The sequence below is a fragment of the Neobacillus sp. PS3-12 genome (assembly GCF_030915385.1).
Taxonomy (GTDB): domain Bacteria; phylum Bacillota; class Bacilli; order Bacillales; family Cytobacillaceae; genus JAEVLT01.
This window is the reverse complement of record NZ_CP133268.1, coordinates 3,099,220-3,122,769: the sequence shown is the minus strand read 5'-3', so window position 1 is coordinate 3,122,769 and position 23,550 is coordinate 3,099,220. Positions and strand designations below refer to the sequence as shown.

The following is a 23,550-nucleotide window of genomic DNA, read 5'->3' as shown; positions in this document are numbered from 1 at the left end:
ATTTAAAACATCAACTGAACTTCTTTGATAAAAAAATAGACAGCTTGCCCAGCAAAGATAATCCCCCAAATGAAAGTTGGGATAAAGACAGTAGAGCGTGATAAATGGGTAGCATCGCCGGAATCATCAGGACGTGTAAAACTTAAATATAAAATCGTAAGTGCTGATAACACGGACTGCACAACGACAACAGCGGTAATAAAATAGACAAATGGCTCTTTGAACGATATATTTTGAAACATCACATAATAAGTAATGGCCCCAAAACTGATGGCCCAAAAAAAGCCGTAAAGATTGCGAATCCATAGAAAAAAGGCAACGACTAAGAGACTGCACCATCCTAAAAGAACGTAACTGCTATAGCCATTCTTCAAGGCCCAAACCATAATAAAGCTGCAAATAGATGAAAACGGATAACCTGCAAAGGCTGTAAAATTTTGCGCAATCCGCCCTGAATGTGCTGTAACGGCAGTTCCTTCCGTATTTGCAAACAAAGAGATCGAACGAACCTGACCTCCGAGTATAAGGGCCATTAAAGCGTGGCCGACTTCATGAATAAATGTATTAATCACAGTGACATACTTCCCAACAACAGGGATAATCCCTAATAAAAAGGCTCCTATTAAATAATAAAAAAATATATGCATGCACATTCACTTTCCTTCAACATAGTAAAAAGCAGAAACCAGTTTAATCGGTTTCTGCTTTTATATTCTAGTCTTCTTGTTTCTCATCGTCAAAAAATTCCTCTAGCCTAATAAATTCAGGCGAGGTGTGTGTCGCCATAATTCCGTGATAACTGATATCCAATCCAAGTTCTTCTTCTTCGGAAGTTGCACGAATTGGCACCCATAATTTAATCATCTTCAAACCAACCCATGTTAATAAAAATCCCCAAATACATAAAATCGCTAAACCAAGAATTTGAATTCCAAGTAAATGGAAGCCCCCGCCAGTGAACAGACCGCCTTTTGTTGAAAATAATCCCACGGCAATGGTCCCCCACACTCCTGATGCAGCATGGACTGGAAACGCCCCAACAGGGTCATCGATTTTTCTGGCCTCAAGCCAATTGGTTGCTGCCATCATCAACAAACCTGATACAATCCCGATCAAAATGGATGATTGATCACTTACAAATGCACAGCCTGCTGTAATCCCAACTAGGCCGGCTAACGAACCATTAATAACAGAAGGCGCATCTGAACGCCCATAACGAAATAAAGTATAGATCAACATCGTCGCACCGCCTGCAGCAGCTGAAAGCATGGTCACGATGGCAATATGCCCAATCCGTACATCGGTAGCTTGCAAGGTGCTTCCTGCATTAAACCCAAACCAGCCGAACCATAGCAAAAACGCACCTACAGATGCTAACGGCAGGTTACTTGGCAGTGCGATCGTACTTGAACCTTCTTTCGTGAATTTCCCTTTCCTAGCCCCAACAAGTATCGCTGCTGCCAATGCTGAAAAGCCGCCTAAAGCATGAATGACCGCCGAGCCGGCGAAATCTTCAAAACCTAACTTCTCTAACCAGCCGCCGCCCCATACCCAGTGACCTGCAATTGGATAGATCAACATGGTCATCAATACAACATAAAGGAGGTAGGCCCGAAAATTTATTCTCTCCGCAACCGCACCGGAAACAATGGAAATAACCGCTATTACGAACGCACCTTGGAACAACCAAAAGGTATCTTTTGAAACGGAGAGATGTAAATAAGAAAAATCACCTTGAAGCATAAATCCACTTTTCCCGATAACACCTAAAAGGTCACCGCCATACATTAGCGCAAACCCGACAAGGTAATAACATAGCGTCCCAATGGTGATATCAGCAAAAACCTTCATGATGATATTGACACTATTTTTGGAACGGACAAAGCCTGCTTCTAACAAAGCGAAGCCGCCTTCCATTAATAGGATCATCGCAGCCGTAAGAACCACCCAAATTGTATTTAAACCGAAATTTAAGGCTTGCATGCTCATACTTGGCGGTCCTCCTTTTCCTTCCATGTTTTTATATCATCAATCATAAAAGTCGGTAAGACAATCTGTTCCATTTTAGGGTCTTTCTCGATCAAGGAAATAACTCGATCCAGTTGAGAAACCAGAATTTTAATCTTTTCAATATTATTAAATCTTTCCTTTACGTTTACAATATATTCTACTGCTTGATGGTGGCTGGGCGGACGTCCTGTGAAAAATTTACGTACAGGAGATAACGACTGATACCAAACTTCATGTGCCCTTCTCGTGTGCTCAAACTTTTTAATTTTTTCTTTAAGATCATTGATTTCTTTTTCTTTATGAATCTTAATATCTTGTAAAATCTTGACTAATTGTTCTGAAGAAAACTGAAAAACAATTTGATTATAAACTTCGTCCACAACAACCATGTCATATCTCCTCACATAATTTGTTACTTAGTCTGATTATATGTGTTATTTTTTCTTACGTCAATAATGATAGAAATGGAATTATCGGATTATTTATTACCAATCATACGATAAAAAGAGGATGTCAAATAACACCCTCTTTCTTCGCTTTCATTTTCACATCCATTTTCTCGCTGACAAAAGTTGAACCAAGGATTAGTATTCCTCCAATGATTTGAATGATACTCATGCTCTCCCCTAAAAAGATTGCAGCCATTAATACCGCTGATATCGGATCGATATAACTTAAAACAGCAATAGTTTGTCCCGATAATTCTTTTACAGAGCCAAAATACATAAAATAAGCAATACCGGTATGGACAATCCCCACGATCAAGATCAGTACAATGGATTTGGAATCCACCCCTGAAAAATCAAAATGATCTCTTATCAACACATATGGCAAAAGTACCAAGGCAGAAACCAATAATTGTATCAATGTTGTTTCAAATCCAGATAAGTTTTTAATAAATTTATTCATTAAAATTACACTTGAATAAAGGGCTGCTGCTAAAAACCCATATAAAATACCAAGAGGATGATTATAGGAAGTACCTGCGGAAGAGCCACCAATGTTCACGACCAGAAACAAACCCGCCATTGCTGCTAAAATGCATCCTGTCTTCACTGGTGTAAGTTTTTCTTTCAGTACAAACTGTGCCAGGATCATCACAAATACTGGTGCAAAGTAATAACTTAATGTAGCGTTCGATATGGTTGTATATCGATATGCTTCAAACAACAATATCCAATTAAACCCGATCGCCGCCCCTGAAAAAATGAGCAGAACCAGGTTTTTTTTAATTGATTGAAAGGAAAGCTTTTGTTTAGCAAAAAGACTTGCTAGTATAAGGAATACACTACCTATAACCCCTCTAAGTAATGCAATTTCACTTGAGGAAAGATGGATTCCTTTGATAAAAATTCCAATACTTCCGAAGATCAGCATGGCTGTAATAATTTTATATTTACTCTTCACATCTAACCTCTCCCATTAAATCTGGCACCGCTTCACAAAACGATGCATCTCTAAAAGATTGTTTACTAATATAGTATCCTATTTTTGAAGTGATTTTAAATATATCTCTATAGAAAGAAAAAAATCCCTCCAGATTTGAAGGAATTTTTATTTAAAAATATAACTTCTAATTAACGCCAGTGTAAATTAGAATGGCATCTCTTAAAAATTCAGCGGTACCTGGCTGTTCTTTATCATAATTTGCTTTGAATCTTTCGTCATCGACATACATTTGGGCTAGACCTGCGTGAGCTTCCTTACTATATTGACTCCAAAAATAGCAGAGCCATTCCTTGTGTAATTGGGCAGCTTTTTGTGCTAGCGGACCTGCGGGATCACCAGTTGCAAAAGCTTGCGCCAACGTTTCCTTCAGCTGCTTTTCTAATCCAGTCACTTCCTTGTATTGTTCTTCCGTCATATTCATTAGTTTGGCATTTGATTGATCAACCGATTCGTTTCCATACTTTTCACGGGCTTCATTACCGTACTGTTTCTCATTATCTTCGATCATCTTTTTCTTAAAGCCTTCAAACTTCTCTTTATTTGACATAGAGATTCTCCCTTCTGAATGATTAATCGTTTTTTCTACATTGGCAATTAGCAAATCTAATTGCGCTCTTTTTTCCAGGAGTTTCTCACGATGCTCTTTCAGTGCGCTTGCCCCATCAAAGGAAGGATCTGTTACGACTTTTTGTATATCCTCCAAGCTAACACCTAATTCTCTATAAAAAAGAATCTGCTGCAGACGGTCAACTTCCTTTTGACCATAGATCCGATATCCTGATGAATTGATTCTTGCCGGCTTAAGAATACCAATTTCATCGTAATACCGCAGCGTCCTTGTGCTGACTCCTGCTAATTTCCCAAGTTTTTGCACTGTATATTCCATCTTTGATAACCCCCTATTCACACGATACACCTTTACGTAACGTGAAGGTCAATTCCTTTTTGTAAAAATTTATCTGAAATAAAATGTATTCAAAACCCTATTAACCTTCTAAAAATTTTCCTACAACTGTTTATAAATGGTAAAATATACTTACACTTCCATCCACTTCAAGGGGGAATATCACTTTGTTAAGACCGCCTTTTAGCCTGTTGAGTTTAACCAGGATTTTCACGTTTATCATTTTAGGGGCTATTTATTATTCCCTATGCGGGGACGGTGATCTTTGGCGAAAAATCTTTGTGATTATGGCCATGATTTTATTAATCGGTAATCACTTTCTGCAGTTTTCTTCCCAATTGGTCCCCTATCATAAGTGGTTACTCGCTATCGATTTAGTATTAATTGCCTGTTATGGGGTACTGTTTGCCGGCCAAGCTGATTTGTACTTAATTATGTTTGGAATCCTTGCTGTTACTCTATTTATTATGACAGACCAAAAATCAGTCCATTATACATATACCTTCTTATTTTTCCTGATTTGGAGTTTCATCTTGTATTTCACTTATACAAAAACCCATCACTTTGATCTACCTAGTAACATAGTGAATTTTATGTTTATTGTATTCTGTGCTGGAGTAGGCAGTCTAATAAGAAAGCTTCATTCAGCAAGGGAAACAGTAGCCAACCAATATCAACTCTTAAGTAAATCCCATCAAGAATTATCCAGCGTTCATGATCAGCTCAGACTCTACTCAGAACAAGTTGAAGAATTGACCGTTATTCGGGAGCGAAACGAAATCGCAAGAGAAATCCACGATACGGTTGGACATAAGATGACTGCTCTAATTGTCCAACTGCAGCTGGCACGTGAAATCATGGCACTCAATGCTGATAAAAGCAAGGAAACAATTCAAGTATGCGAGAAACTCACAAGAGAAGCCTTAGAGGAAATTCGGACCTCCGTCAGGACTTTACGTGAGGATGACGGAATCAATACAACCTTTTTAGCACGCATTCAAAATATATTAGAAGAGTTTTCCGAAATGACCAAGGTTCAGGTGTCGCTAGACATAACCGGTGATCTTGCGAAAACCCCTACTTCCCTGCAGCCGACCATTATTCGCATCATCCAGGAATCACTCACTAACTCTAAACGTCATGGGGATGCATCCCAATGCCACGCTCGTATTGATTGCCAGCCTGATTTTATCGGGATATCAATAGATGATAATGGAATTGGTGTTAAAAAGGTACAACCAGGCTTTGGTCTCGTTAATATGCGCGAAAGAGTGTTAGAGCATGGCGGGTCCATCCAATATGAAAGTAATGCAGGAAAAGGATTTAAGGTAAAAGTGGAGTTGCCGATCAAAACATTTCACTGGAGTTTAAGGGGGACACAATGATCAATATTCTTATCGCAGATGACCAAGAATTAATGAGAGACGGACTGGCCACTATTTTAAACTTACGCTCAGAAATCAATGTGGCGGGGACTGCAAAAAATGGCCAGGAAGCATTTGAAAAAGCCAAAGAACTTGGTGTCGACTTAGTATTAATGGACATACGCATGCCAAACATAAATGGCGTTGAAGGAACAAAGTTGATCAGTAAGCACCTGCCAAATGTTAAGGTATTAATGTTAACGACATTTAAAGATAGCGAGCTGATTTTTGAAGCTTTGGAAGAAGGAGCAAGTGGGTATCTTCTCAAGGATATGCCAACAGATACCATTGTCCAAGCAATCATGACGGTTTATGCAGGTGGAGTGGTACTGCCACCTGAATTAACAACACAAGTATTAAAAGAGTTAAAAAGAACAAATGAACTTGAAACCCAGAAGAATTCACTTCAAGCACCAAACAGTATTAAAGAATTAACGGAACGGGAACGGGAAGTGTTAGTTCAATTAGGTCATGGCTGCAGCAATAAAGAAATGGCTGATAAACTATTTATCACTGAAGGAACAGTAAAAAATCATGTATCCAATATCATAAGTAAATTGGAGTTAAGAGATCGCACACAGGCCGCTATATTTGCCGTCCGTTATGGGATCACTACTTTTGAGACATGACTTTTAGCATATGGATCGACAACGGGACAACTCAAATATGGTTGTCCCGTTTTTTTAGATTCTATCGCAAGACAGATGGAATAAAAAGGGATTCATTATAAGATATGACTATAAACAAAGAGCAAGGAGTTGGGCAAATATGCTTCATGTAAATAGAGTAAGAAAAAGCTTTGGGAAAACAGAAGTAGTAAAGGGCGTTACCTTTTCAGTTGAAAAAGGAGAAGCCTTTGGGCTCTTGGGGCCAAATGGGGCTGGCAAATCAACAACGATTTCAATGATTTGCGGTCTCCTCCCCTACAATGAGGGCGAGATTACCGTTGGTGGATTTTCCGTGAAGGATCGTCCATTAGAGATTAAAAGAAAGATTGGGGTCGTTCCCCAGGATATCGCCTTATATCCAACCATGTCTGCCAGAGATAATTTGCTTTTTTGGGGAAAAATGTACGGATTATCAGGCCGCAATGTGAAAAAAAGGGCCGATGAAGTATTGGATTTCGTCGGGCTTCATGACCGGGCAAAAGACAAGATTGAAACATTTTCAGGCGGCATGAAACGCAGGATTAATATCGGGGCTGCCCTCATGCATAAACCAGAATTATTAATTATGGACGAACCGACAGTCGGGATTGACCCTCAATCAAGAAATCATATATTAGAGACTGTAAAAGAGCTAAATAAAGAGGGAATGACCATTATCTATACGAGCCATTATATGGAGGAAGTTGAATTTCTGTGCGAACGCATCGGTATCATTGACCATGGAGAAGTCATTGCCATTGGAACGAAAGACGATTTATGCAATCGCCTTTCCGGCGGAACCATTATCAAAATGGAAGTCAATGTTTTCAAATCTAGTTTATTAGATGAAATAAATTCCCTGCCAATTACAGAAAAGGTGATAGGGAATGAAGAAGAAAAGACTATAGAAATTTTCGTAAACTCAGGCCATCAAGCTTTAGGTGAATTAGTAACTGCTGCTGTTAAAAACAACGTGGTGGTCTCCTCTATTCAAGTACAGGAGCCTAACCTGGAATCATTGTTTTTACAATTAACCTGGCCTTTTACGGGATTAGGGGGAATGAACTTATGAAAAGTTTAATTATCGCTTGGAAAGATTTCAAGATCCGCTTTACTGACCGAAAGGGATTTTTCATGATGATCTTTTTCCCGATTATTTTAACCGCAATTTTGGGTACTGCCTTGAGCGGAATAATGGCAGAAACAAGTCTCCCGAAAACCACTGTAGGGATCGTGCAGCCGGATAACGATGCCATTGCCAAAATTTTCGTTGATGACGTTTTAAAAGGAAAAGACTTAAAAAAACTAGTATCAGTGAAGAAAGTTAAGTCAGAGAATGAGCTTAAGAGTTTACTGCGGGATGAAAAAATAGATGCAGGCATTAGTATCCCTAAAGAATGGAGCGGGAATCTACAGGATGGGCAGTTAAAGCAGGTTAAGCTATTAACCGACCCTGGTAAAGAACTTAATGGCTCGATTATTGAATCAGTGTTACAAACCTTTGTTAACCGAGTTGAGATTACATCTTCTTCTACCAAAACAGTCCTGACAGCATCTGCACAAACCTTAACACCTGTTGGAATGCAAAACTTAGCTAGTGAATTAACCTCCTCGCTAAATCAGCTGGCTAAACAGAATCAAGGTTATGTTCAAGCAAGCTCGATTGGAAAAAAACAAGTCAGCGGGATGCAGTATTATGCAGCAGCCATGGCGGCGATGTTCCTATTATTTAATGTTATAAATGGGGCTAAATCAATTATCAATGAGCGCGAGACGGAAACATTAGCCCGTTTAATGAGCTCACCAACTAGCAAGCTTTCGATCTTAGCAGGGAAATTTTTAGGCAATCTGTATTTTGTTGTCGCACAATTTACTATATTCCTAGTTGTAACAAATTTGCTTTTTCACGTGAATTGGGGCGGAAATATACTGCAAACAGGATTAATTGGTTTGGCATACTCGATTGCAGTTTCAGGTCTTGCCATGCTGTTTGCAGCTATCATGAAAAGTTCAAAAACAGCAGATACAGTTGGCGGAGTGGGTGTTCAAGTATTCTCAATCCTCGGCGGTTCAATGATTCCATTGACCATTTTTCCAAAAACAATGCAAATGGTAGCCAATATTGCTCCAAACAAATGGGCATTATCCAGCTTTATCGATATTATGGCAGGCACTACCTGGAATACATTAACCACACCAATGATTGTATTGCTTTTGATCGGCATTGTTTCAATCATGCTGGGAACATGGCGATTGCAGGTTAAATAAGGGGGCTTAATGATGAAAAGAATCTGGGCAATTTGCTCATTTGAGTTAAAAAAACTATTAAAGAAGCCGCAGTCATATATTCTGATGTTTGGTATGCCCTTGCTCTTCACGCTTCTGTTTGGCGGCCTAATCGGAGATTCTTCAACAGCAAAAATGACAATTGGATTTGTTGACGGAGACAACACAACGATGTCTAAAAGTTTCCATGATTCGCTAAGCGATAACAATCTTTTTACCCTAAAAAAAATGAGTCATGACGAAGCAGTGCAACAAGTAAAAGATAAAAAACTGACCGGATTTTTGGAAATACCAAAAGGATTTCAAAATAAACTGGTTGCCGATAGCCAGCCAAAAGTGGATTTTAAGCATAGTGCTGATTTTACAAGCACAAGTATGGTAGACCAAATTGTTTCAAATGCCCTTTCAAAAATTGCGATTGAAACAAAGGCTTCCACTGTATGGAGCAGCTATTCACATCAGCCATGGGATGGGATGTATAAGAAATTGGATCATCAGAGTTCTGGCTCCACTTCAGCTATTCAAAAAGTTTCGGTTACAAAAAATACACAGAAACAGGAAATGGGAGGCAATTCAGCTCGTTCTGCTGGTTTTTCGATAATGTTTGTGATGATTGTCATGATGAGTGTGACGGGGGTTTTGTTAGAAGCAAGAAAAGCGGGGTGTGGGCGCGCTTGTTATCGACACCAACAGCCAGATATGAAATAATGGCTGGATATTTCTTATCATTCTTTCTAATTGGCTGGATTCAATTTGGCGTATTAATGGCCGCCTCAAGCCTCCTTTTTGGAGTACAATGGGGCAATGCAGCAGGGATCGCCGTTCTCGTGTCCGCCTTGTTATTATGTGTTGTTGGTTTAGGTTTGTTTATTTCCGGATTTGTCAAAACAGCCGAACAGCAGAGCGCCCTTGGAAGTGTGATTATTACGGCTACATGTATGCTCGGCGGTGTTTACTGGCCGCTTGATATTGTACCAACCTTTATGCAAAAAATTGCTGACTTTATCCCTCAAACATGGGCGATGAGAGGGTTTACGGAGTTAATTGCACGGGGCGGAACCATCTCCGATATCATTGGACCTGTATGTGTGCTGCTTGCCTTTGCTGTAACATTCCTTGTTGTTGGGATGACGAGAATTCGGTATGAATAATGGGTTCGTGTGCCGAGTCATATTCATTCCGCTTCTAACGCTTTTTCACTGAGAAGTGAAATGATTAGCTCCTATTCGTTCCACTTCTCTCACTTTTCCACTAAGAAGTGGAACGATTAGCTCTTATTCGCTTCTTTCTCAACCCCCAAGTTTACATAACAATTCCTTCACCCCATCAATAATATCCAATGGTGCTACACCGTAATGGGATAAGGTTTTTGCTTTCGCTTCCCCTGCCCTGGCATGCAAGTAACTGGCGGATATTAGTGCAGCTAGCGGAGTTGCACCTTGGGCAAGGAATGATGCTGTCAATCCTGTCAGTACATCACCACTTCCCCCTTTACCCAACGCATCATGACCATATGGATTGATGTAAATCTCTCCATCGGGAGTCGCAATAATCGAGCGGTGTCCTTTCAAAAGCAAATACACATGATAATTTTTTGCAAATGTACTAGCGATTTCAAGACGGTTCTCTTCAACGTCCTTAACTGTTTCATTTAACAATCTAGCCATTTCACCAGGATGTGGAGTAAAAATGACATTCCTCTGATACTGGTGTACCAAATCCAGATTGTTTCGCAGTAAAAAGAGCGCATCTGCATCAACAACAACCGATTGATCTGTAAGGGTAGAGAACAAGGATTTTAGCATCTCTTCTCCCCCAGGAAATCGGCCCATTCCAGGACCAACTGCGATACAGTCAAATTGGGCAAGCTGCGAAGAAATGGTTTCAATTGCCTCTGCCCCAAAAAATCCATCTTCTTCTGGTAATGGCAAATAGAGCGATTCTGGATTTTGCGCTGCAGCCATTGGATAAATCCCTTCTGGAACAGCCAAGGTTACCAGGCCTGCACCTGCATATAAGGCAGCTTTTGCTGCAAAGATAGGAGCACCGACAAAATTACGCGATCCCCCAAAGACAAGAACATGTCCAAAAGTTCCCTTATGACCATGCTTAGGCCTTACAGGAATGGATGCAGACCCAAGTTCTTCCGTAATCAACTTAGGTAAATCCAGTCCTATTGTTTTGACAACGGATGGCGGCACCGAAATATCAACAGCTTTCCATTCCCCAACGTATTGAGGACCATCTAGCAAGAAAAAACCCTTTTTAGGAAAAACAAAGGTAATGGTCCTATCCGCTTTGACAGCACAACCTTCGACTTTTCCAGTATCACTGCTTACCCCTGAAGGAATATCGACAGAGATAATTGTTTTCTTCCCTGCAAATTCATTTATTAATGAAATTACTTTATCAAAAGGATCTCTCACGGGGCCATTGACACCGGTTCCCAAAATGGCATCAACAATGATATCTCCATGGTTAATTTCGTCTCGAAGTGCCTCAAAAGTATTTTCATGAAGATAAAAAGTCGGCAGCTTTCGATTTATGTATACATCAAAATGGACCTTTGCATCCCCCTTAATCCGAACAGGGTCCACCAATAAACAAAGAAGCGTCTCAATTCCCAAATCATACAATCTGCGGGCAATCACAAACCCGTCGCCACCATTATTTCCTCCTTCGGCAATGACGACAACCCGTGGATTTTTTAATGAAGAGTTCGCTAGTACTTCTTCCACTACCTTCGCCCCGGCATTTTCCATTAAGACAATCCCAGGCAAACCGAGCTTTTCCATTGTATACTGGTCCATCTTTTGCATTTCCTTCTGACCTGCAGCAAGCAATTGAAGCCCTCCCTTTTCAGCCCATTTCTTTCATTATACATCTTTTCATTCTGACGATTCATCTGCCTTTTATTTTTGTATAATCTATGAAAAAGTTGTCTATCCTTTAACTATATAGATAGCTTGGGAGAGTGGAGGAGTTTCCTTATGAGTATGGATAGAAATGAATTGAACAAGACAATTGCAGTAAAAAAGATGGATTTAGAAGAATGTGAACAAGAACTTTACAATCGCTATTATCCTACTATTGTAAGAATGGCCATGATGCATTACATAGAAGTTCTCCAGCAACAATTAGAAAGCTTTCAAGACGAGCTTATTAACCTCTAAGTATTAAAAAAGGGCATAACCAACTAATATCAGCTGGTTGTGCCCTTGTTTGCGACTACCTTTTTGTGCAAAATTTATTTGCACTTTACTTGAGATTTTTTGCACCTAACTGCAAAATATGTTTGCACATATTGCTATTTTCATATATTTTAGTAACATAATGACATTGGTATGAAAATTGCATCTAATATCAATATTCAGAAATGATCGAATTACATAATAACTTTCTATCTTTATCATTTCTACTTACAATATTTTTCTTAGTTAAAACATTGTAAGCGCTTTACTGTTTACTTTTCAACCATTCAAAGATAAGAAAGGGGACAAAGGGAGAATGGCTATACAAAAACAGGAAATTATTGTCTCGGAAAGTTCAGGACAAGAAGAAAGAACGCTTAAAAGAGGGTTGAAGTCTCGGCATTTAACGATGATCTCGATTGGAGGGGCAATTGGGACAGGACTTTTCCTTGGAAGCGGGGCAGCGATTCACACCGCCGGACCTGGTGGTGCTTTATTCGCATATGCATTCGTAGGAGCAATGGTGTATTTCGTCATGACTAGTTTAGGAGAACTTTCAGCTTTTATGCCTACTAGTGGAGCTTTTAGCACGTACGGAACAAAGTTTATTGACCCCGCATTTGGTTTCGCACTCGGATGGACGTATTGGTTTAACTGGGCAATGACCATTGCTGCAGAATTAACGGCATCGACAATGATTATGAAATTTTGGTTTCCACACAGTCCCTCATTATTATGGAGTCTATCATTCTTAGTTCTTATTTTCCTGTTAAATTATCTATCTGTCAGAGGCTATGGTGAAGGAGAATATTGGTTTTCTTTTATAAAAGTGGCAGCCATTACGATCTTTATCGTCGTTGGTATCCTGATGATTTTTGGAATTATGGGCGGAGAGATGATCGGCTTTAAAAACTTTACCGTCGGTAAGGCACCATTCCCTGGAGGAATGTTAGGTACTTTTATCATTTTCATAGCAGCTGGATTTTCATTCCAAGGGACTGAGATCGTTGGTGTCGCAGCAGGAGAAAGTGAAGATCCTGGTAAAAATATACCAAAGGCTATAAAAAGTGTTTTTTGGAGAATCCTTCTTTTTTACGTTCTCGCCATACTCGTTGTCGGCCTTATTGTCCCGTACACCAATCATAATTTACAAAGCGATAGTGTAATGGTTAGTCCATTTACGCTTGTATTCAAAAAAGCAGGTCTTGCATTTGCAGCATCCCTAATGAACGCCGTCATCTTAACAGCTGTGTTATCTGCGGGCAACTCAAGCTTATATGCATCCACTCGGATGTTATACGCGATGGCAAAAGAAGGACAGGCACCTCGTATCTTTGCAAGATTAAATAAGCGCGGCGTGCCAGTAGCAGCCGTCATTTTAACAACAGTCGTGGGTATGCTTGCTTTCTTTTCCTCTATTTTCGGAGATGGCGTTGTTTATATGTGGTTAATGAATTCGATTGGGATTACTGGTTTTATTTTCTGGCTTGGAATTTCATTGAGCCATTATCGCTTCCGAAAAGCATTTCTGGCACAAGGCCACAGCTTGAGTGAATTGCCATACCATGCAAAATGGTATCCTTTTGGACCTATATTTGCGATTGCAGTTTGTTTAATCGTAACTATAGCTCAAGATTATCAGGCATTTCTCGCTCCTCACATTGATTGGGGCAATGTCATAGCAGCTTATTTAGGAATTCCGTTCTTCCTTGTTTTATGGCTTGGCTATAAATTCATTAGGAAAACCAAAGTGGTTCCGCTGGAAGAATGCGAGTTTGAGTTTGATTTTACAAGGAATGATTAATATATGGGTAATACATGGGGACGGTTCTCGAACCGTCCCTATTGGATTTTGCCATTAATAATGGTCATTTCAATTTTCGTTTGCAAAAGTTCATCTGGGTCCTTCATCGCTATTAGATTATTTGAAAAAACCGTCATATCTGCCAGCTTACCTCTACTTAGCGTACCCTTTATCTTTTCTTCGTTTGTTGCCTGAGCACCGCCAATGGTAAACAACTTTAGTGCTTCAAGCATCCCCAGCTTTTCTTTTTCATTCCAGCCTTTATCCGTTTTGCCAGGGAATTTGCGGGTGACAGCAGCATGAATACCCAATAACGGATCAAGAGGTTCAACCGGGGCATCAGAGCCGCCTGCACATAATACACCTGATGATAACAGGGTTTTCCAAGCATATAAGTCCTGCTCTCTCTTTAAGCCAATCCTCTCCAATACCCATGGATAATCACTAACCACAAAACGCGGCTGAATGTCAGCTATCCTGTTTGGGACTGCCAAACGGGGAAGCAATTCCGTTCGGATCATTGACGTATGAACGAGCCGATCACGATAGTTCACGCTTGGAAACTGATCAAGAATATCTAACACATTTTCTAAAGCTTGATCCCCGATTGTATGGATAGCAACAGGCATTCCTGCCCCTCTTACTTCTTTTACCATTTCATAGAGTTCTTCTGTTGTCTTTATTGCTTCACCGTACTGGCCGGGCTGGTCATGATAGGGTTCAGAAAGTAATGCTGTTCTTCTTCCAAATGCTCCATCGGCAAAAAGCTTTACTGCGCCAATTTGCAGTTTTTCACTGCCAAATCCCGTAACAAGTCCAGTTTCTTTCATTCTTTTTAGAAAAGAGAAATCAATAAGCAAATTACAGCGTAATCCAATTTGTTCTTTATTAATTAATTCGTCATATAGGCTGTACGTTTGTTCAAGACCGCCCAAATAAGCAGGATCATTGGTGTGCGCACCTGTTAAGCCCTTTTTCACAGCAAACCCCATGGCTGCTTTCAAACCGCTTTTTAACTCTTCATATGTTTTTTCAGGAATGTGATCAGTAATAAGCATAGAGGCGGATTCCAGCAGCATTCCAGTTGGTTTATTGGTAATCGGATCTAGCACGATAGTGCCACCCTTCGGAACTGGGTTGCCGGGTTGGTATCCTGACATTTCCAGAGCTTTGCTGTTCACTAAAAAAGCATGGTGGCAAATCCGTTTAAGATAGATGGGACAATGCGGGGCAACATGATCCAACTCATCGATAGTTGGGATGGCCCCGTCTTCAAATAGATTTTCATCCCAGCCCATTCCAACTAGCCACTGCCCGGGTGCCGTTGTATTCGCTCTTTCCTTGATTCTATCCAGCATTTTGCTTTTGGAAGTAACCCCTGTTAGGTCCAAATCCAAGAAATGAAAGGCAATACCTGAAAGGTGCAAGTGACTGTCAATTAATCCGGGTGTGACCATTTTTCCGTTTAAATCAATTGTTGTTGAATGGTATCTTCCCCATTGAAGAGCCATATCATGATGGGAACCCAAGTCGATAATTTTTCCATCTTCGACGACGACTGTTTCAACGATTGGGTGGTTTTCATCAAGGGTATAAATAATTCCATTTGTAAAAATTGTTTTTGACAAGATGGTTCCCCCTAATTAATTAAGTTATATTAATAAAACCATTCTATTATTTAATGTTCCAATTTAAAAGGAAAAGGGGACTGCTCTTTTTTTGAAGAGCAATCCCCATGTCTTTATACCCAGCCCCGAAAACTTGAGGCTTCTGCCAATTTTCTAACCCCTACCATATATGCAGCCAGACGCATATTAACTTTATGTGTGTTTGCAACACGGTAAATATTTTCAAAAGAATCTACCATGATCTTCTTAAGTTTTTCATCAATTTCTTCACTGGTCCAGTAATAGCCTTGATTATTTTGAACCCATTCAAAGTAGGAAACGGTTACGCCTCCGGCATTGGACAAAATGTCTGGAACAAGGAAAACGCCACGTTCTGTCAGGATTTTCGTTGCTTCGAGAGTAGTTGGCCCATTCGCTGCCTCTACGACAATCGATGCTTTAATATCGTAAGCATTTTTTTCTGTAATTTGATTTGATATCGCAGCCGGAACAAGAATATCACAATCTAACTCAAACAATTCTTTATTTGAAATCGTATTTGTAAATAACTTTGAAAAAGTTCCAAAACTGTCTCTTCGATCTAGTAAGTAATCGATATCAAGTCCATCAGGGTCTGCAATGGCTCCGTATACATCGGATACCCCAACCACTTTAGCTCCCGCATCATGCATGAATTTAGCTAAATAACTGCCGGCATTCCCAAACCCTTGAATAACGACACGAGCACCCTTTAGATCAATTCCTTTTTCTTTGCGGCTTCTTCAATCACGATGGCTACCCCACGGGCAGTTGCCGTTTCACGTCCTTGGGATCCGCCTAATACGATTGGTTTCCCGGTGATAAACCCTGGTGAATCGTATTCGCGTAAATGGCTGTATTCATCCATCATCCACGCCATAATTTGAGAATTGGTATAAACATCTGGTGCTGGAATATCTTTATTAGGACCCACAATTTGACTGATCGCGCGAACATAAGCCCTGCTCAATCTCTCTAATTCTCGCAATGACATTTGGCGCGGGTCGCAGATAATGCCACCCTTTCCTCCACCAAATGGCAGGTTGGTAATACCACATTTTAAACTCATCCAAATCGACAATGCTTTAACCTCAGCTGCATCTACTTCAGGATGGAAGCGAATGCCGCCTTTTGTCGGACCAACCGAATCATTATGCTGTGAACGGTACCCGGTAAATACTTTAACAGAGCCGTCATCCATTCTGATCGGAAAGCGGACTGTTAGCAGCCTTAACGGTTCTTTTAATAATTCAAACATTTCATCCTTATAGCCCAATTTCGTTAAGGCCTCATGGATTACGGATTGTGTGGACTGAAGCATAGTTAACGACTCCTGATCTTCTTGCTCTTGCTTCAATATCTTTTCTATTACAGCCATGGTTGCCACCTCTAATAGGATAATTTTTTATAGGGCCTATGATAATACCTTTTTAATCCGCTCCAATGCCCAATCAATTTCATCTTTCGTGATAATCAGAGGCGGTGCAAATCTGATAACAAAATCATGGGTTTCCTTACACAATAGACCTTCCTCTTTTAACTTCTCACAATAAGGTCTTGCTGCTTCAGTCAGCTCAACCCCGATAAATAAACCTTTTCCTCTAATTTCTTTAATAATAGGGTTTTCAATCGTTTTTAATTCGTCAATGAAGTATTTCCCTAATTCAAGTGATCTTTGGGCAAGGCTTTCTTCCTCAATTACCTCCAAAGCTGCTAGGGAAACGGCACAAGCAAGTGGATTGCCTCCAAATGTGGACCCATGTGAACCCGGGTTAAAGACGCCAAGAATATCAGAATTTGCAGCAACACAGGAGATTGGCATCACTCCGCCGCCTAGTGCTTTTCCTAAAATATAGACATCAGGTATCAAATCTTCCCAATCACATGCAAACATTTTTCCAGTACGAGCAAGGCCTGTTTGGATTTCATCAGCAATAAACAATACATTGTTTTCTTTACACAAATGTGATGCTGCTTTTAAGAATCCATGCGGCGGAATCACAATCCCAGCCTCTCCTTGAATTGGCTCAACTAAAAATGCTGCGGTATTCGGTGTGATGGCTGCCTTTAATGCTTCAATGTCACCATATGGAACTAATTTTATTCCTGATAAAAGCGGACCAAAGCCCCGTTTGTACTCTGGATCAGATGACAATGAAACAGCTCCCATAGTACGACCGTGGAAATTTCCGACACAAGCAATAACTTCTGCTTGGTTGCCAGGAATTCCTTTCACATCATAGCCCCAGCGTCTTACTGTTTTGAGAGCGGTTTCAACCGCTTCCGCTCCTGTGTTCATTGGCAGCACCATATTCTTATTGGTTAGTTGACAAATTTTTTCATACCAGAAACCTAGCTGGTCATTATGGAAAGCCCTTGATGTTAACGTTACTTTGTCTGCTTGGTCTTTTAAGGCTTGAATGATTTTTGGATGACGATGCCCTTGGTTCAATGCAGAATAGGAGCTAAGCATGTCCATATAGCGAGTTTCTTCAGGATTTTCTACCCATACTCCCTCGGCTTTTGAAATCACAATTGGCAGCGGATGATAGTTATGTGCCCCAAACTTGTCTGTTTTCTCAATAATTTCAGATGAATTTGTTTTTGTTGCCATCATTTTATTATCCCCCTTGTAAATTGGCCCGAAAGATGAAGAGAGAGCACCCTCCACATTTCGGACTTACTTCGATCGATTAAAGTTTTTCAGATGTTGATTTTGCTTGCATATGAAGAACTAAGTAATCTGGTCCACCCGCTTTTGAATCGGTACCAGACATGTTAAATCCGCCAAACGGCTGATGCCCAACAACCGCACCTGTACATTTCGTGTTAAAATACAGGTTTCCAACGTGGAACTCTTCACGTGCCCGTTCAATATGCTCTCGGTTTTTGGAAAGGAATGCGCCTGTTAAACCATAATCTGTGTTATTGGCAATTACCATCATATGGTCAAAATCACGTGCTTTACAGAAAGCTACAACAGGGCCAAAAATTTCTTCCTGCATTAAACGTGCTTTTTCATCTAAATCGGCAAAAATAGTTGGCTGGATGAAGTAGCCATTCGAATCATCGCCTTCACCGCCAGTCATCAGTCTACCTTCTTGTTTTCCAATTTCAATGTAGTTCATAATTTTCTTAAATGAGCGACCATCAATAACAGGTCCCATGTATAAGCCCTCTGCCGGATTCCCAACTGTAAGTGTTTTTGTAAGAGCGACTGCTTTCTCCAGGACTTCATCATAAATATCCTGATGAACAACTGCACGGGAACCTGCAGAACATTTTTGCCCAGCGAATCCAAAAGCTGAATAGACGATGCTTTGAACCGCTAAATCGATATCTGCATCTTGGTCGACAACAACGGTGTCTTTTCCGCCCATTTCCGCAATCACACGTTTGAGCCATTTTTGTCCCTGGTGTACTTTAGCAGCCCGTTCATAAATGCGGCAGCCAACTTCACGGGAACCTGTAAACGAAACAAAGCGTGTCAGTGGATGGTCTACAAGATAATCGCCAATCTCGGCACCGCTGCCAGGAACAAAGTTAAGTACTCCTTTTGGAAGCCCCGCCTCTTCCATTAACTCTACAAACTTTGCTGCGATAATTGGTGTACTGTTTGCTGGTTTAAGAAGAACGGTGTTACCTGTTACAATGGCTGCTACCGTTGTTCCGGCCATAATTGCTAATGGGAAGTTAAATGGTGAAATAATAATTCCAACTCCCAGTGGAATATAGTTATATTGGTTGAACTCGCCTTCGCGGTTTACGACAGGGAATCCATCTTTAAGGCGCAGCATTTGCCGGCCATAATATTCTAAGAAATCTGTTGCTTCTGCTGTATCTGCGTCAGCTTCCACCCATGGCTTCCCTGCTTCTTTAACCATCCATGAGGAAAATTCATGTTTACGGCGTTTTAAAATCGCAGCAGCCTTAAATAAAATGTTGGCACGATGTTCTGGGCGCCATTTTTTCCAGGTTTCAAATGTAGTTAATGCAGCTTGCATCGCCTTTTCAGCTAATTCTTGATCGACTTTTGATACTCTCCCGATTACTTCTTTTTTATTTGCTGGATTAGTAGAGATAATTTTTTCTTCAGTGAAGATCTTCTCTCCTCCAATGACAACTGGATAATCTTTTCCAAGCTGAGCTTCAACGTTTGAGAGTGCTTCTTGAAAGCATAGTTTATTTTTTTCAATAGAAAAATCAGTTAATAGTTCTTGTGAATAAGGTTTCATCATTTTTCCCCCTGTTGTTTGGTTACTATATATTATGCAAGTTCCGTGCCAAAAAGGATTTGGCGAAAATAAAGGACTTTAGCCTATCTTCTGCCAAATAATTTTGCGCAAAATTTATAAAAAATCATTTAGTGCAAAAATATTTTGCATTCGTCATCATTATTTGCTTAAATGATGGTATAAAGTCTCGTATAAAGGAATGAATCACCATGGAAAATTCAGACTATAAAATACACTATTTAGAATTTGTTAATCAAATGTATAAACAAATATTAGATGAAATTGACGTTGGTGTTCATGCGGTGGATAAAACCGGAACGACCATTGTTTATAACAAGAAAATGATGAAAATGGAATCGATGGATATTCGGGATGTGATGCATAAAAACTTATTGGACGTTTTTATGTTTAAGGAGGATCAATCTAGTACTCTTGTAAAAGCATTACAAGAAGGCAAAGAAACAACCAATGTAAAACAGACTTATTTTAATAACAAGGGTCGGGAAATCACTACAATTAACAACACGATTCCGCTTAAACAGGATGGCCAAATTCAAGGTGCTGTTGAAATTGCCCATGACGTTACGAAGCTGGAACGCTTAATCAAGGGTAATATAAATCAAAGGGTTTCACCAAGGTTTACCTTTGATACGATCATCGGAAATAGTCCTGTTTTTAAACAAGTGATTGAAAGTGCGAAACGAGCAACCCGTACTTCCTCCTATGTATTAATTGTGGGGGAAACGGGAACTGGGAAGGAGCTTTTTGCACAAAGCATTCACAATGCCAGCAATCGCTTCTCGGCACCATTTATTTCCCAAAATTGCGCGGCGTTACCCGATAACCTAATTGAAAGTCTTCTTTTTGGGACAAAACGAGGGGCATTTACCGGGGCCATTGATCAACCCGGATTATTTGAACAGGCAAATGGCGGGACTCTGCTGCTCGATGAGATTAACTCGCTTAATTTAAATCTTCAGGCTAAGCTGCTCAGGGTTCTTCAAGAAAAAACAATTCGTCGTGTTGGGGATACGAAGGATATTCCTGTTGATGTACGTGTCATTGCCAACATAAACGAGGAACCGCTTGAGGCAGTGAGGAACAATCATCTTCGTGAAGACTTATATTATCGTCTTGGAGTCGTAACCGTCTTTATCCCTCCATTAAGAGAGCGAAAGGAAGACTTGCCTTCACTTGTGCAGCATTTTATTGAAAAATACAATGAACGCTTTCAAATGAATGTAAAAGGGTTATCGAACGAAGTCATCCATTCTTTCCAAGAATATGATTGGCATGGGAATGTCAGGGAGCTCGAGCATATTATTGAAGCGGCGATGAATATTATGATGGATGATGAAGAAATCATTCTATATGCTCATTTGCCATATCAATATCGAAGCAAAATGCACATGAAGGAAAAATTAGACCCCATTTCTACCATTGATCCTTATATGAATGACATGAAAGACATGTCAGCACCGCTCAAGGACCAAATGGAACTGTTTGAGAAAGCATATATCAAACAAGTTTTGAGTAAAAATGGGTTTAATATTTCACGCACGGCAGCTATTTTAGGTCTAAGCAGGCAAAGCTTACAATATCGAATGAAAAAATTAAATTTAAAAATGGACTAACAGAAAGCCCTGGCCTATCAGGGCTTTTTTGCCTGAATTACAGATAATACCAAGTTTAATTTACTTTACTAAAATGTGTTATAGTTAAAGTAAAGTAAATTAATTGTTTAATGAAAGGTTGTTATATGGTGTCAATGCAAATTGAAACGATCTACTATTTAGAGAATCCTGAGGATGGAGTAAAAAGATGGGTTACAGAATCCCAAATAAAATACGAAAATATCATAAAGGATGTTTTTGGTGTTGCTCTCGTGAGTGACCTTCCCATTATGATTCAATATAATAAAAAATTTCAAGAATCCATCTGCGATGCAAACCAGGTCGCCATTAGCCAAATTAGCTTGAATATGATTTTTCGTATTGCTTCGAAAAATGATTTACTTGAATACAAGAAAGAGTACCTATCAGATAAAATAAGCGAGGCAGAAATCACTCCCCCTCCCTTTGATCCTGTAATCAAATTAAACGAAGGGATTTTTGAATGGAATAAAATGAATTCTTCTTATACTCAGGTAAAAACGAAATAATTTCTTTAACCCCTTTCCTTATAAAATACAGCAGTCACTTTTTATACGTTATAATAATAAAATGAACTTTTGACCAGAAAAGTGAATTAACGCATGAAGCCTTCTCTCAATCGAAGGTTTTTTTATATTCTTAAATAATATTAGTGATGTTAACAAAATGGTCACAAATTGTTCTTAAATTAATATTCGATAAATTTTATTTTTCAAATATATTGATTTTTTTCAAAATACATTATATGATATATCTCGTTGTTGATAAATTTCGACAAAATTCGTCGGATTGTTTTATCAGAATATTATGATGATTTCATTTTATATTTACGTAGGAGGATATTATTATGGATTTGTTTAGAAAAAAATCCATTCAAGATTTAATAAAGGGAACAGGCAAAAAGGACGTTTCGTTAAAGAAAGAATTGGGCGCCTTTGATTTAGCTATGCTAGGGATTGGTGCCATCGTTGGAACTGGGATTTTTGTTCTTACAGGAGTGGCAGCTGCTGAACATGCAGGCCCTGCACTCATTCTTTCCTTTATTCTATCTGGAATCGTTTGTGTCTTTGCTGCCCTTTGTTACGCTGAATTCGCATCAACTGTACCTGTGTCAGGCAGTGCATACACATATAGTTATGCAACATTTGGCGAAATCATTGCATGGATATTAGGCTGGGATTTAATCCTGGAATACGGTTTTGCCAGCGCTTCTGTTGCCAGTGGCTGGTCAGGTTATTTTCAAGGCTTAATTGCTGGTTTTGGCATCCATTTCCCTAAAGCCTTATCAAGTGCCTATGACCCAGCACATGGAACATTTATTGATCTACCTGCTATCCTAATTACTCTCGTTATTACTTTCCTATTAACTCGCGGAGCAAAACAATCTGCTAGATTTAACGCAATCATGGTTATTATTAAAATTGCAGTCGTTCTTCTATTCCTTGGTGTCGGAGCCTGGTATGTGAAACCAGCAAACTGGACTCCATTCATGCCATTCGGTTTTTCCGGTGTAACCGCTGGTGCGGCAACAGCCTTTTATGCCTATATTGGTTTTGATGCAGTTTCAACGGCGGCGGAAGAGGTTAAGAACCCGCAGCGCAATATGCCAATTGGGATTATTGCTTCACTTCTTGTCTGTACAATCCTATATGTAGCCGTTTCAGCTGTGTTAACAGGAATTGTCCCTTATCACCTTCTTGATGTTAAAAACCCTGTTGCATTTGGACTTAATTATATCCACCAAGATTGGGTGGCAGGATTTATTTCCCTTGGAGCCATCGCTGGGATTACAACCGTTCTAACAGTTATGGTTTATGGACAAACCAGGCTTTTTTATTCTATTAGCCGTGACGGTTTACTTCCTAAGGTTTTTTCAAAAATAGATAAGAAAACACAAACTCCTGTCGTAAATACATGGATTACATTCGTTCTTGTTTCGATTTTTTCTGGCCTAATCCCACTTGGTAAGCTTGCTGAGTTAACGAATATTGGTACATTATTCGCATTTATGTCGGTGTCAATTGGGATTTTATATCTTCGAAAAAAACAAGGCCCGCCAAAACAAGGATTTCGTGTTCCCTTTGTTCCGGTGATTCCAATTTTAGCCTTTTTATCCTGCGGATATCTCGTACTGCAGCTTCCATCGATCACATGGGTAAGCTTCTTCGTTTGGCTTGTGATCGGTTTAGTGATTTATTTCAGTTACGGACAGAAACATTCAACATTGAATAAAGCAAAAGAAAAACTAACAAAAGCAAGTTGATAAAAAAACACGTTTGGAAGTCTCCAAGCGTGCTTTTTT

General features: G+C 39.7%; 20 protein-coding genes and 1 pseudogene. 11 read left to right on the top strand and 10 right to left on the bottom strand.

Translation table 11 applies throughout. The features are described from left to right. Positions 1 to 2: 2 nt before the first annotated feature. From RCG17_RS15920 to RCG17_RS15900, 5 genes are all read right to left on the bottom strand, one after another. Complete coding sequence (locus RCG17_RS15920; RefSeq protein WP_308171134.1) at positions 3 to 653, bottom strand: M50 family metallopeptidase; 651 nt, start codon at positions 651 to 653, stop codon at positions 3 to 5. A 61-nt stretch (positions 654 to 714) separates the two neighbouring features. After that, entirely contained in the window at positions 715 to 1,989 is a 1,275-nt protein-coding gene (locus RCG17_RS15915; protein ID WP_308171133.1) for an ammonium transporter, read from the bottom strand. After that, positions 1,986 to 2,399, bottom strand: a complete 414-nt coding sequence (locus RCG17_RS15910) for a hypothetical protein (protein WP_308171132.1) — start codon at positions 2,397 to 2,399, stop codon at positions 1,986 to 1,988. The genes RCG17_RS15915 and RCG17_RS15910 overlap by 4 nt, the downstream gene beginning before the upstream one ends. A gap of 124 nt (positions 2,400 to 2,523) precedes the next feature. Then, positions 2,524 to 3,417 (bottom strand): DMT family transporter, encoded by an 894-nt coding sequence (locus RCG17_RS15905; RefSeq protein ID WP_308171131.1) that lies wholly within the window; start codon positions 3,415 to 3,417, stop codon positions 2,524 to 2,526. A 166-nt stretch (positions 3,418 to 3,583) separates the two neighbouring features. Next, positions 3,584 to 4,345 carry a MerR family transcriptional regulator gene (locus RCG17_RS15900; protein WP_308171130.1) on the bottom strand — a complete coding sequence of 254 codons (762 nt, stop codon included), beginning with the start codon at positions 4,343 to 4,345 and terminating at the stop codon, positions 3,584 to 3,586. 185 nt (positions 4,346 to 4,530) lie between these two features. On the opposite strand from RCG17_RS15900, the gene RCG17_RS15895 reads away from it, so the two are divergent. The 6 genes from RCG17_RS15895 (at position 4,531) to RCG17_RS15870 (ending at position 9,871) form a co-directional block, all read left to right on the top strand. Further along, positions 4,531 to 5,748: a sensor histidine kinase gene (locus tag RCG17_RS15895; protein WP_308171129.1), complete on the top strand. Its 1,218-nt coding sequence runs from the start codon at positions 4,531 to 4,533 to the stop codon at positions 5,746 to 5,748. After that, positions 5,745 to 6,416 carry a response regulator gene (locus RCG17_RS15890; protein ID WP_308171128.1) on the top strand — a complete coding sequence of 224 codons (672 nt, stop codon included), beginning with the start codon at positions 5,745 to 5,747 and terminating at the stop codon, positions 6,414 to 6,416. The genes RCG17_RS15895 and RCG17_RS15890 overlap by 4 nt, the downstream gene beginning before the upstream one ends. Positions 6,417 to 6,555: 139 nt before the next feature. Next, positions 6,556 to 7,506 carry an ABC transporter ATP-binding protein gene (locus RCG17_RS15885; RefSeq protein ID WP_308171127.1) on the top strand — a complete coding sequence of 317 codons (951 nt, stop codon included), beginning with the start codon at positions 6,556 to 6,558 and terminating at the stop codon, positions 7,504 to 7,506. Beyond that, positions 7,503 to 8,702 carry an ABC transporter permease gene (locus RCG17_RS15880; RefSeq protein ID WP_308171126.1) on the top strand — a complete coding sequence of 400 codons (1,200 nt, stop codon included), beginning with the start codon at positions 7,503 to 7,505 and terminating at the stop codon, positions 8,700 to 8,702. The genes RCG17_RS15885 and RCG17_RS15880 overlap by 4 nt, the downstream gene beginning before the upstream one ends. A gap of 9 nt (positions 8,703 to 8,711) precedes the next feature. Further along, positions 8,712 to 9,428: an ABC transporter permease gene (locus RCG17_RS15875; protein WP_308171125.1), complete on the top strand. Its 717-nt coding sequence runs from the start codon at positions 8,712 to 8,714 to the stop codon at positions 9,426 to 9,428. Further along, complete coding sequence (locus RCG17_RS15870) at positions 9,395 to 9,871, top strand: ABC transporter permease (RefSeq protein ID WP_308171124.1); 477 nt, start codon at positions 9,395 to 9,397, stop codon at positions 9,869 to 9,871. Before RCG17_RS15875 ends, RCG17_RS15870 begins: the two co-directional genes overlap by 34 nt. Positions 9,872 to 10,009: 138 nt before the next feature. Here the strand turns inward: RCG17_RS15870 and RCG17_RS15865 are convergent, their stop codons facing one another. Continuing rightward, positions 10,010 to 11,563, bottom strand: a complete 1,554-nt coding sequence (locus RCG17_RS15865; RefSeq protein WP_308171123.1) for an NAD(P)H-hydrate dehydratase — start codon at positions 11,561 to 11,563, stop codon at positions 10,010 to 10,012. 147 nt (positions 11,564 to 11,710) lie between these two features. Between RCG17_RS15865 and RCG17_RS15860 the strand changes: the two genes are divergently transcribed. Both RCG17_RS15860 and RCG17_RS15855 read left to right on the top strand, forming a co-directional pair. Continuing rightward, the gene (locus RCG17_RS15860) at positions 11,711 to 11,893 is read left to right on the top strand and encodes a hypothetical protein (protein WP_308171122.1); all 183 of its coding nucleotides are present in this window, start codon (positions 11,711 to 11,713) and stop codon (positions 11,891 to 11,893) included. Positions 11,894 to 12,227: 334 nt separating this feature from the next. Continuing rightward, positions 12,228 to 13,715 carry an amino acid permease gene (locus RCG17_RS15855; protein ID WP_308171121.1) on the top strand — a complete coding sequence of 496 codons (1,488 nt, stop codon included), beginning with the start codon at positions 12,228 to 12,230 and terminating at the stop codon, positions 13,713 to 13,715. Between the two features lie 38 nt (positions 13,716 to 13,753). Here RCG17_RS15855 and RCG17_RS15850 read toward each other — a convergent pair whose 3' ends face one another. The 4 genes and pseudogenes from RCG17_RS15850 to pruA form a co-directional block, all read right to left on the bottom strand. After that, the gene (locus tag RCG17_RS15850) at positions 13,754 to 15,343 is read right to left on the bottom strand and encodes an amidohydrolase (RefSeq protein WP_308171120.1); all 1,590 of its coding nucleotides are present in this window, start codon (positions 15,341 to 15,343) and stop codon (positions 13,754 to 13,756) included. Between the two features lie 113 nt (positions 15,344 to 15,456). Then, positions 15,457 to 16,682, bottom strand: a pseudogene (locus RCG17_RS15845) (Glu/Leu/Phe/Val dehydrogenase). A 93-nt stretch (positions 16,683 to 16,775) separates the two neighbouring features. Then, entirely contained in the window at positions 16,776 to 17,975 is a 1,200-nt protein-coding gene (locus tag RCG17_RS15840) for an ornithine--oxo-acid transaminase (RefSeq protein ID WP_308175857.1), read from the bottom strand. Positions 17,976 to 18,054: 79 nt separating this feature from the next. Next, positions 18,055 to 19,599, bottom strand: a complete 1,545-nt coding sequence (gene pruA / locus RCG17_RS15835) for an L-glutamate gamma-semialdehyde dehydrogenase (RefSeq protein ID WP_308171119.1) — start codon at positions 19,597 to 19,599, stop codon at positions 18,055 to 18,057. Positions 19,600 to 19,853: 254 nt separating this feature from the next. On the opposite strand from pruA, the gene RCG17_RS15830 reads away from it, so the two are divergent. The 3 genes from RCG17_RS15830 (at position 19,854) to RCG17_RS15820 (ending at position 23,511) form a co-directional block, all read left to right on the top strand. Next, the gene (locus RCG17_RS15830) at positions 19,854 to 21,230 is read left to right on the top strand and encodes a sigma-54 interaction domain-containing protein (protein WP_374120961.1); all 1,377 of its coding nucleotides are present in this window, start codon (positions 19,854 to 19,856) and stop codon (positions 21,228 to 21,230) included. Between the two features lie 125 nt (positions 21,231 to 21,355). Next, positions 21,356 to 21,757: a hypothetical protein gene (locus tag RCG17_RS15825; protein WP_308171117.1), complete on the top strand. Its 402-nt coding sequence runs from the start codon at positions 21,356 to 21,358 to the stop codon at positions 21,755 to 21,757. 338 nt (positions 21,758 to 22,095) lie between these two features. Beyond that, entirely contained in the window at positions 22,096 to 23,511 is a 1,416-nt protein-coding gene (locus RCG17_RS15820) for a branched-chain amino acid transporter BcaP (protein WP_308171116.1), read from the top strand. Positions 23,512 to 23,550 lie beyond the last annotated feature (39 nt).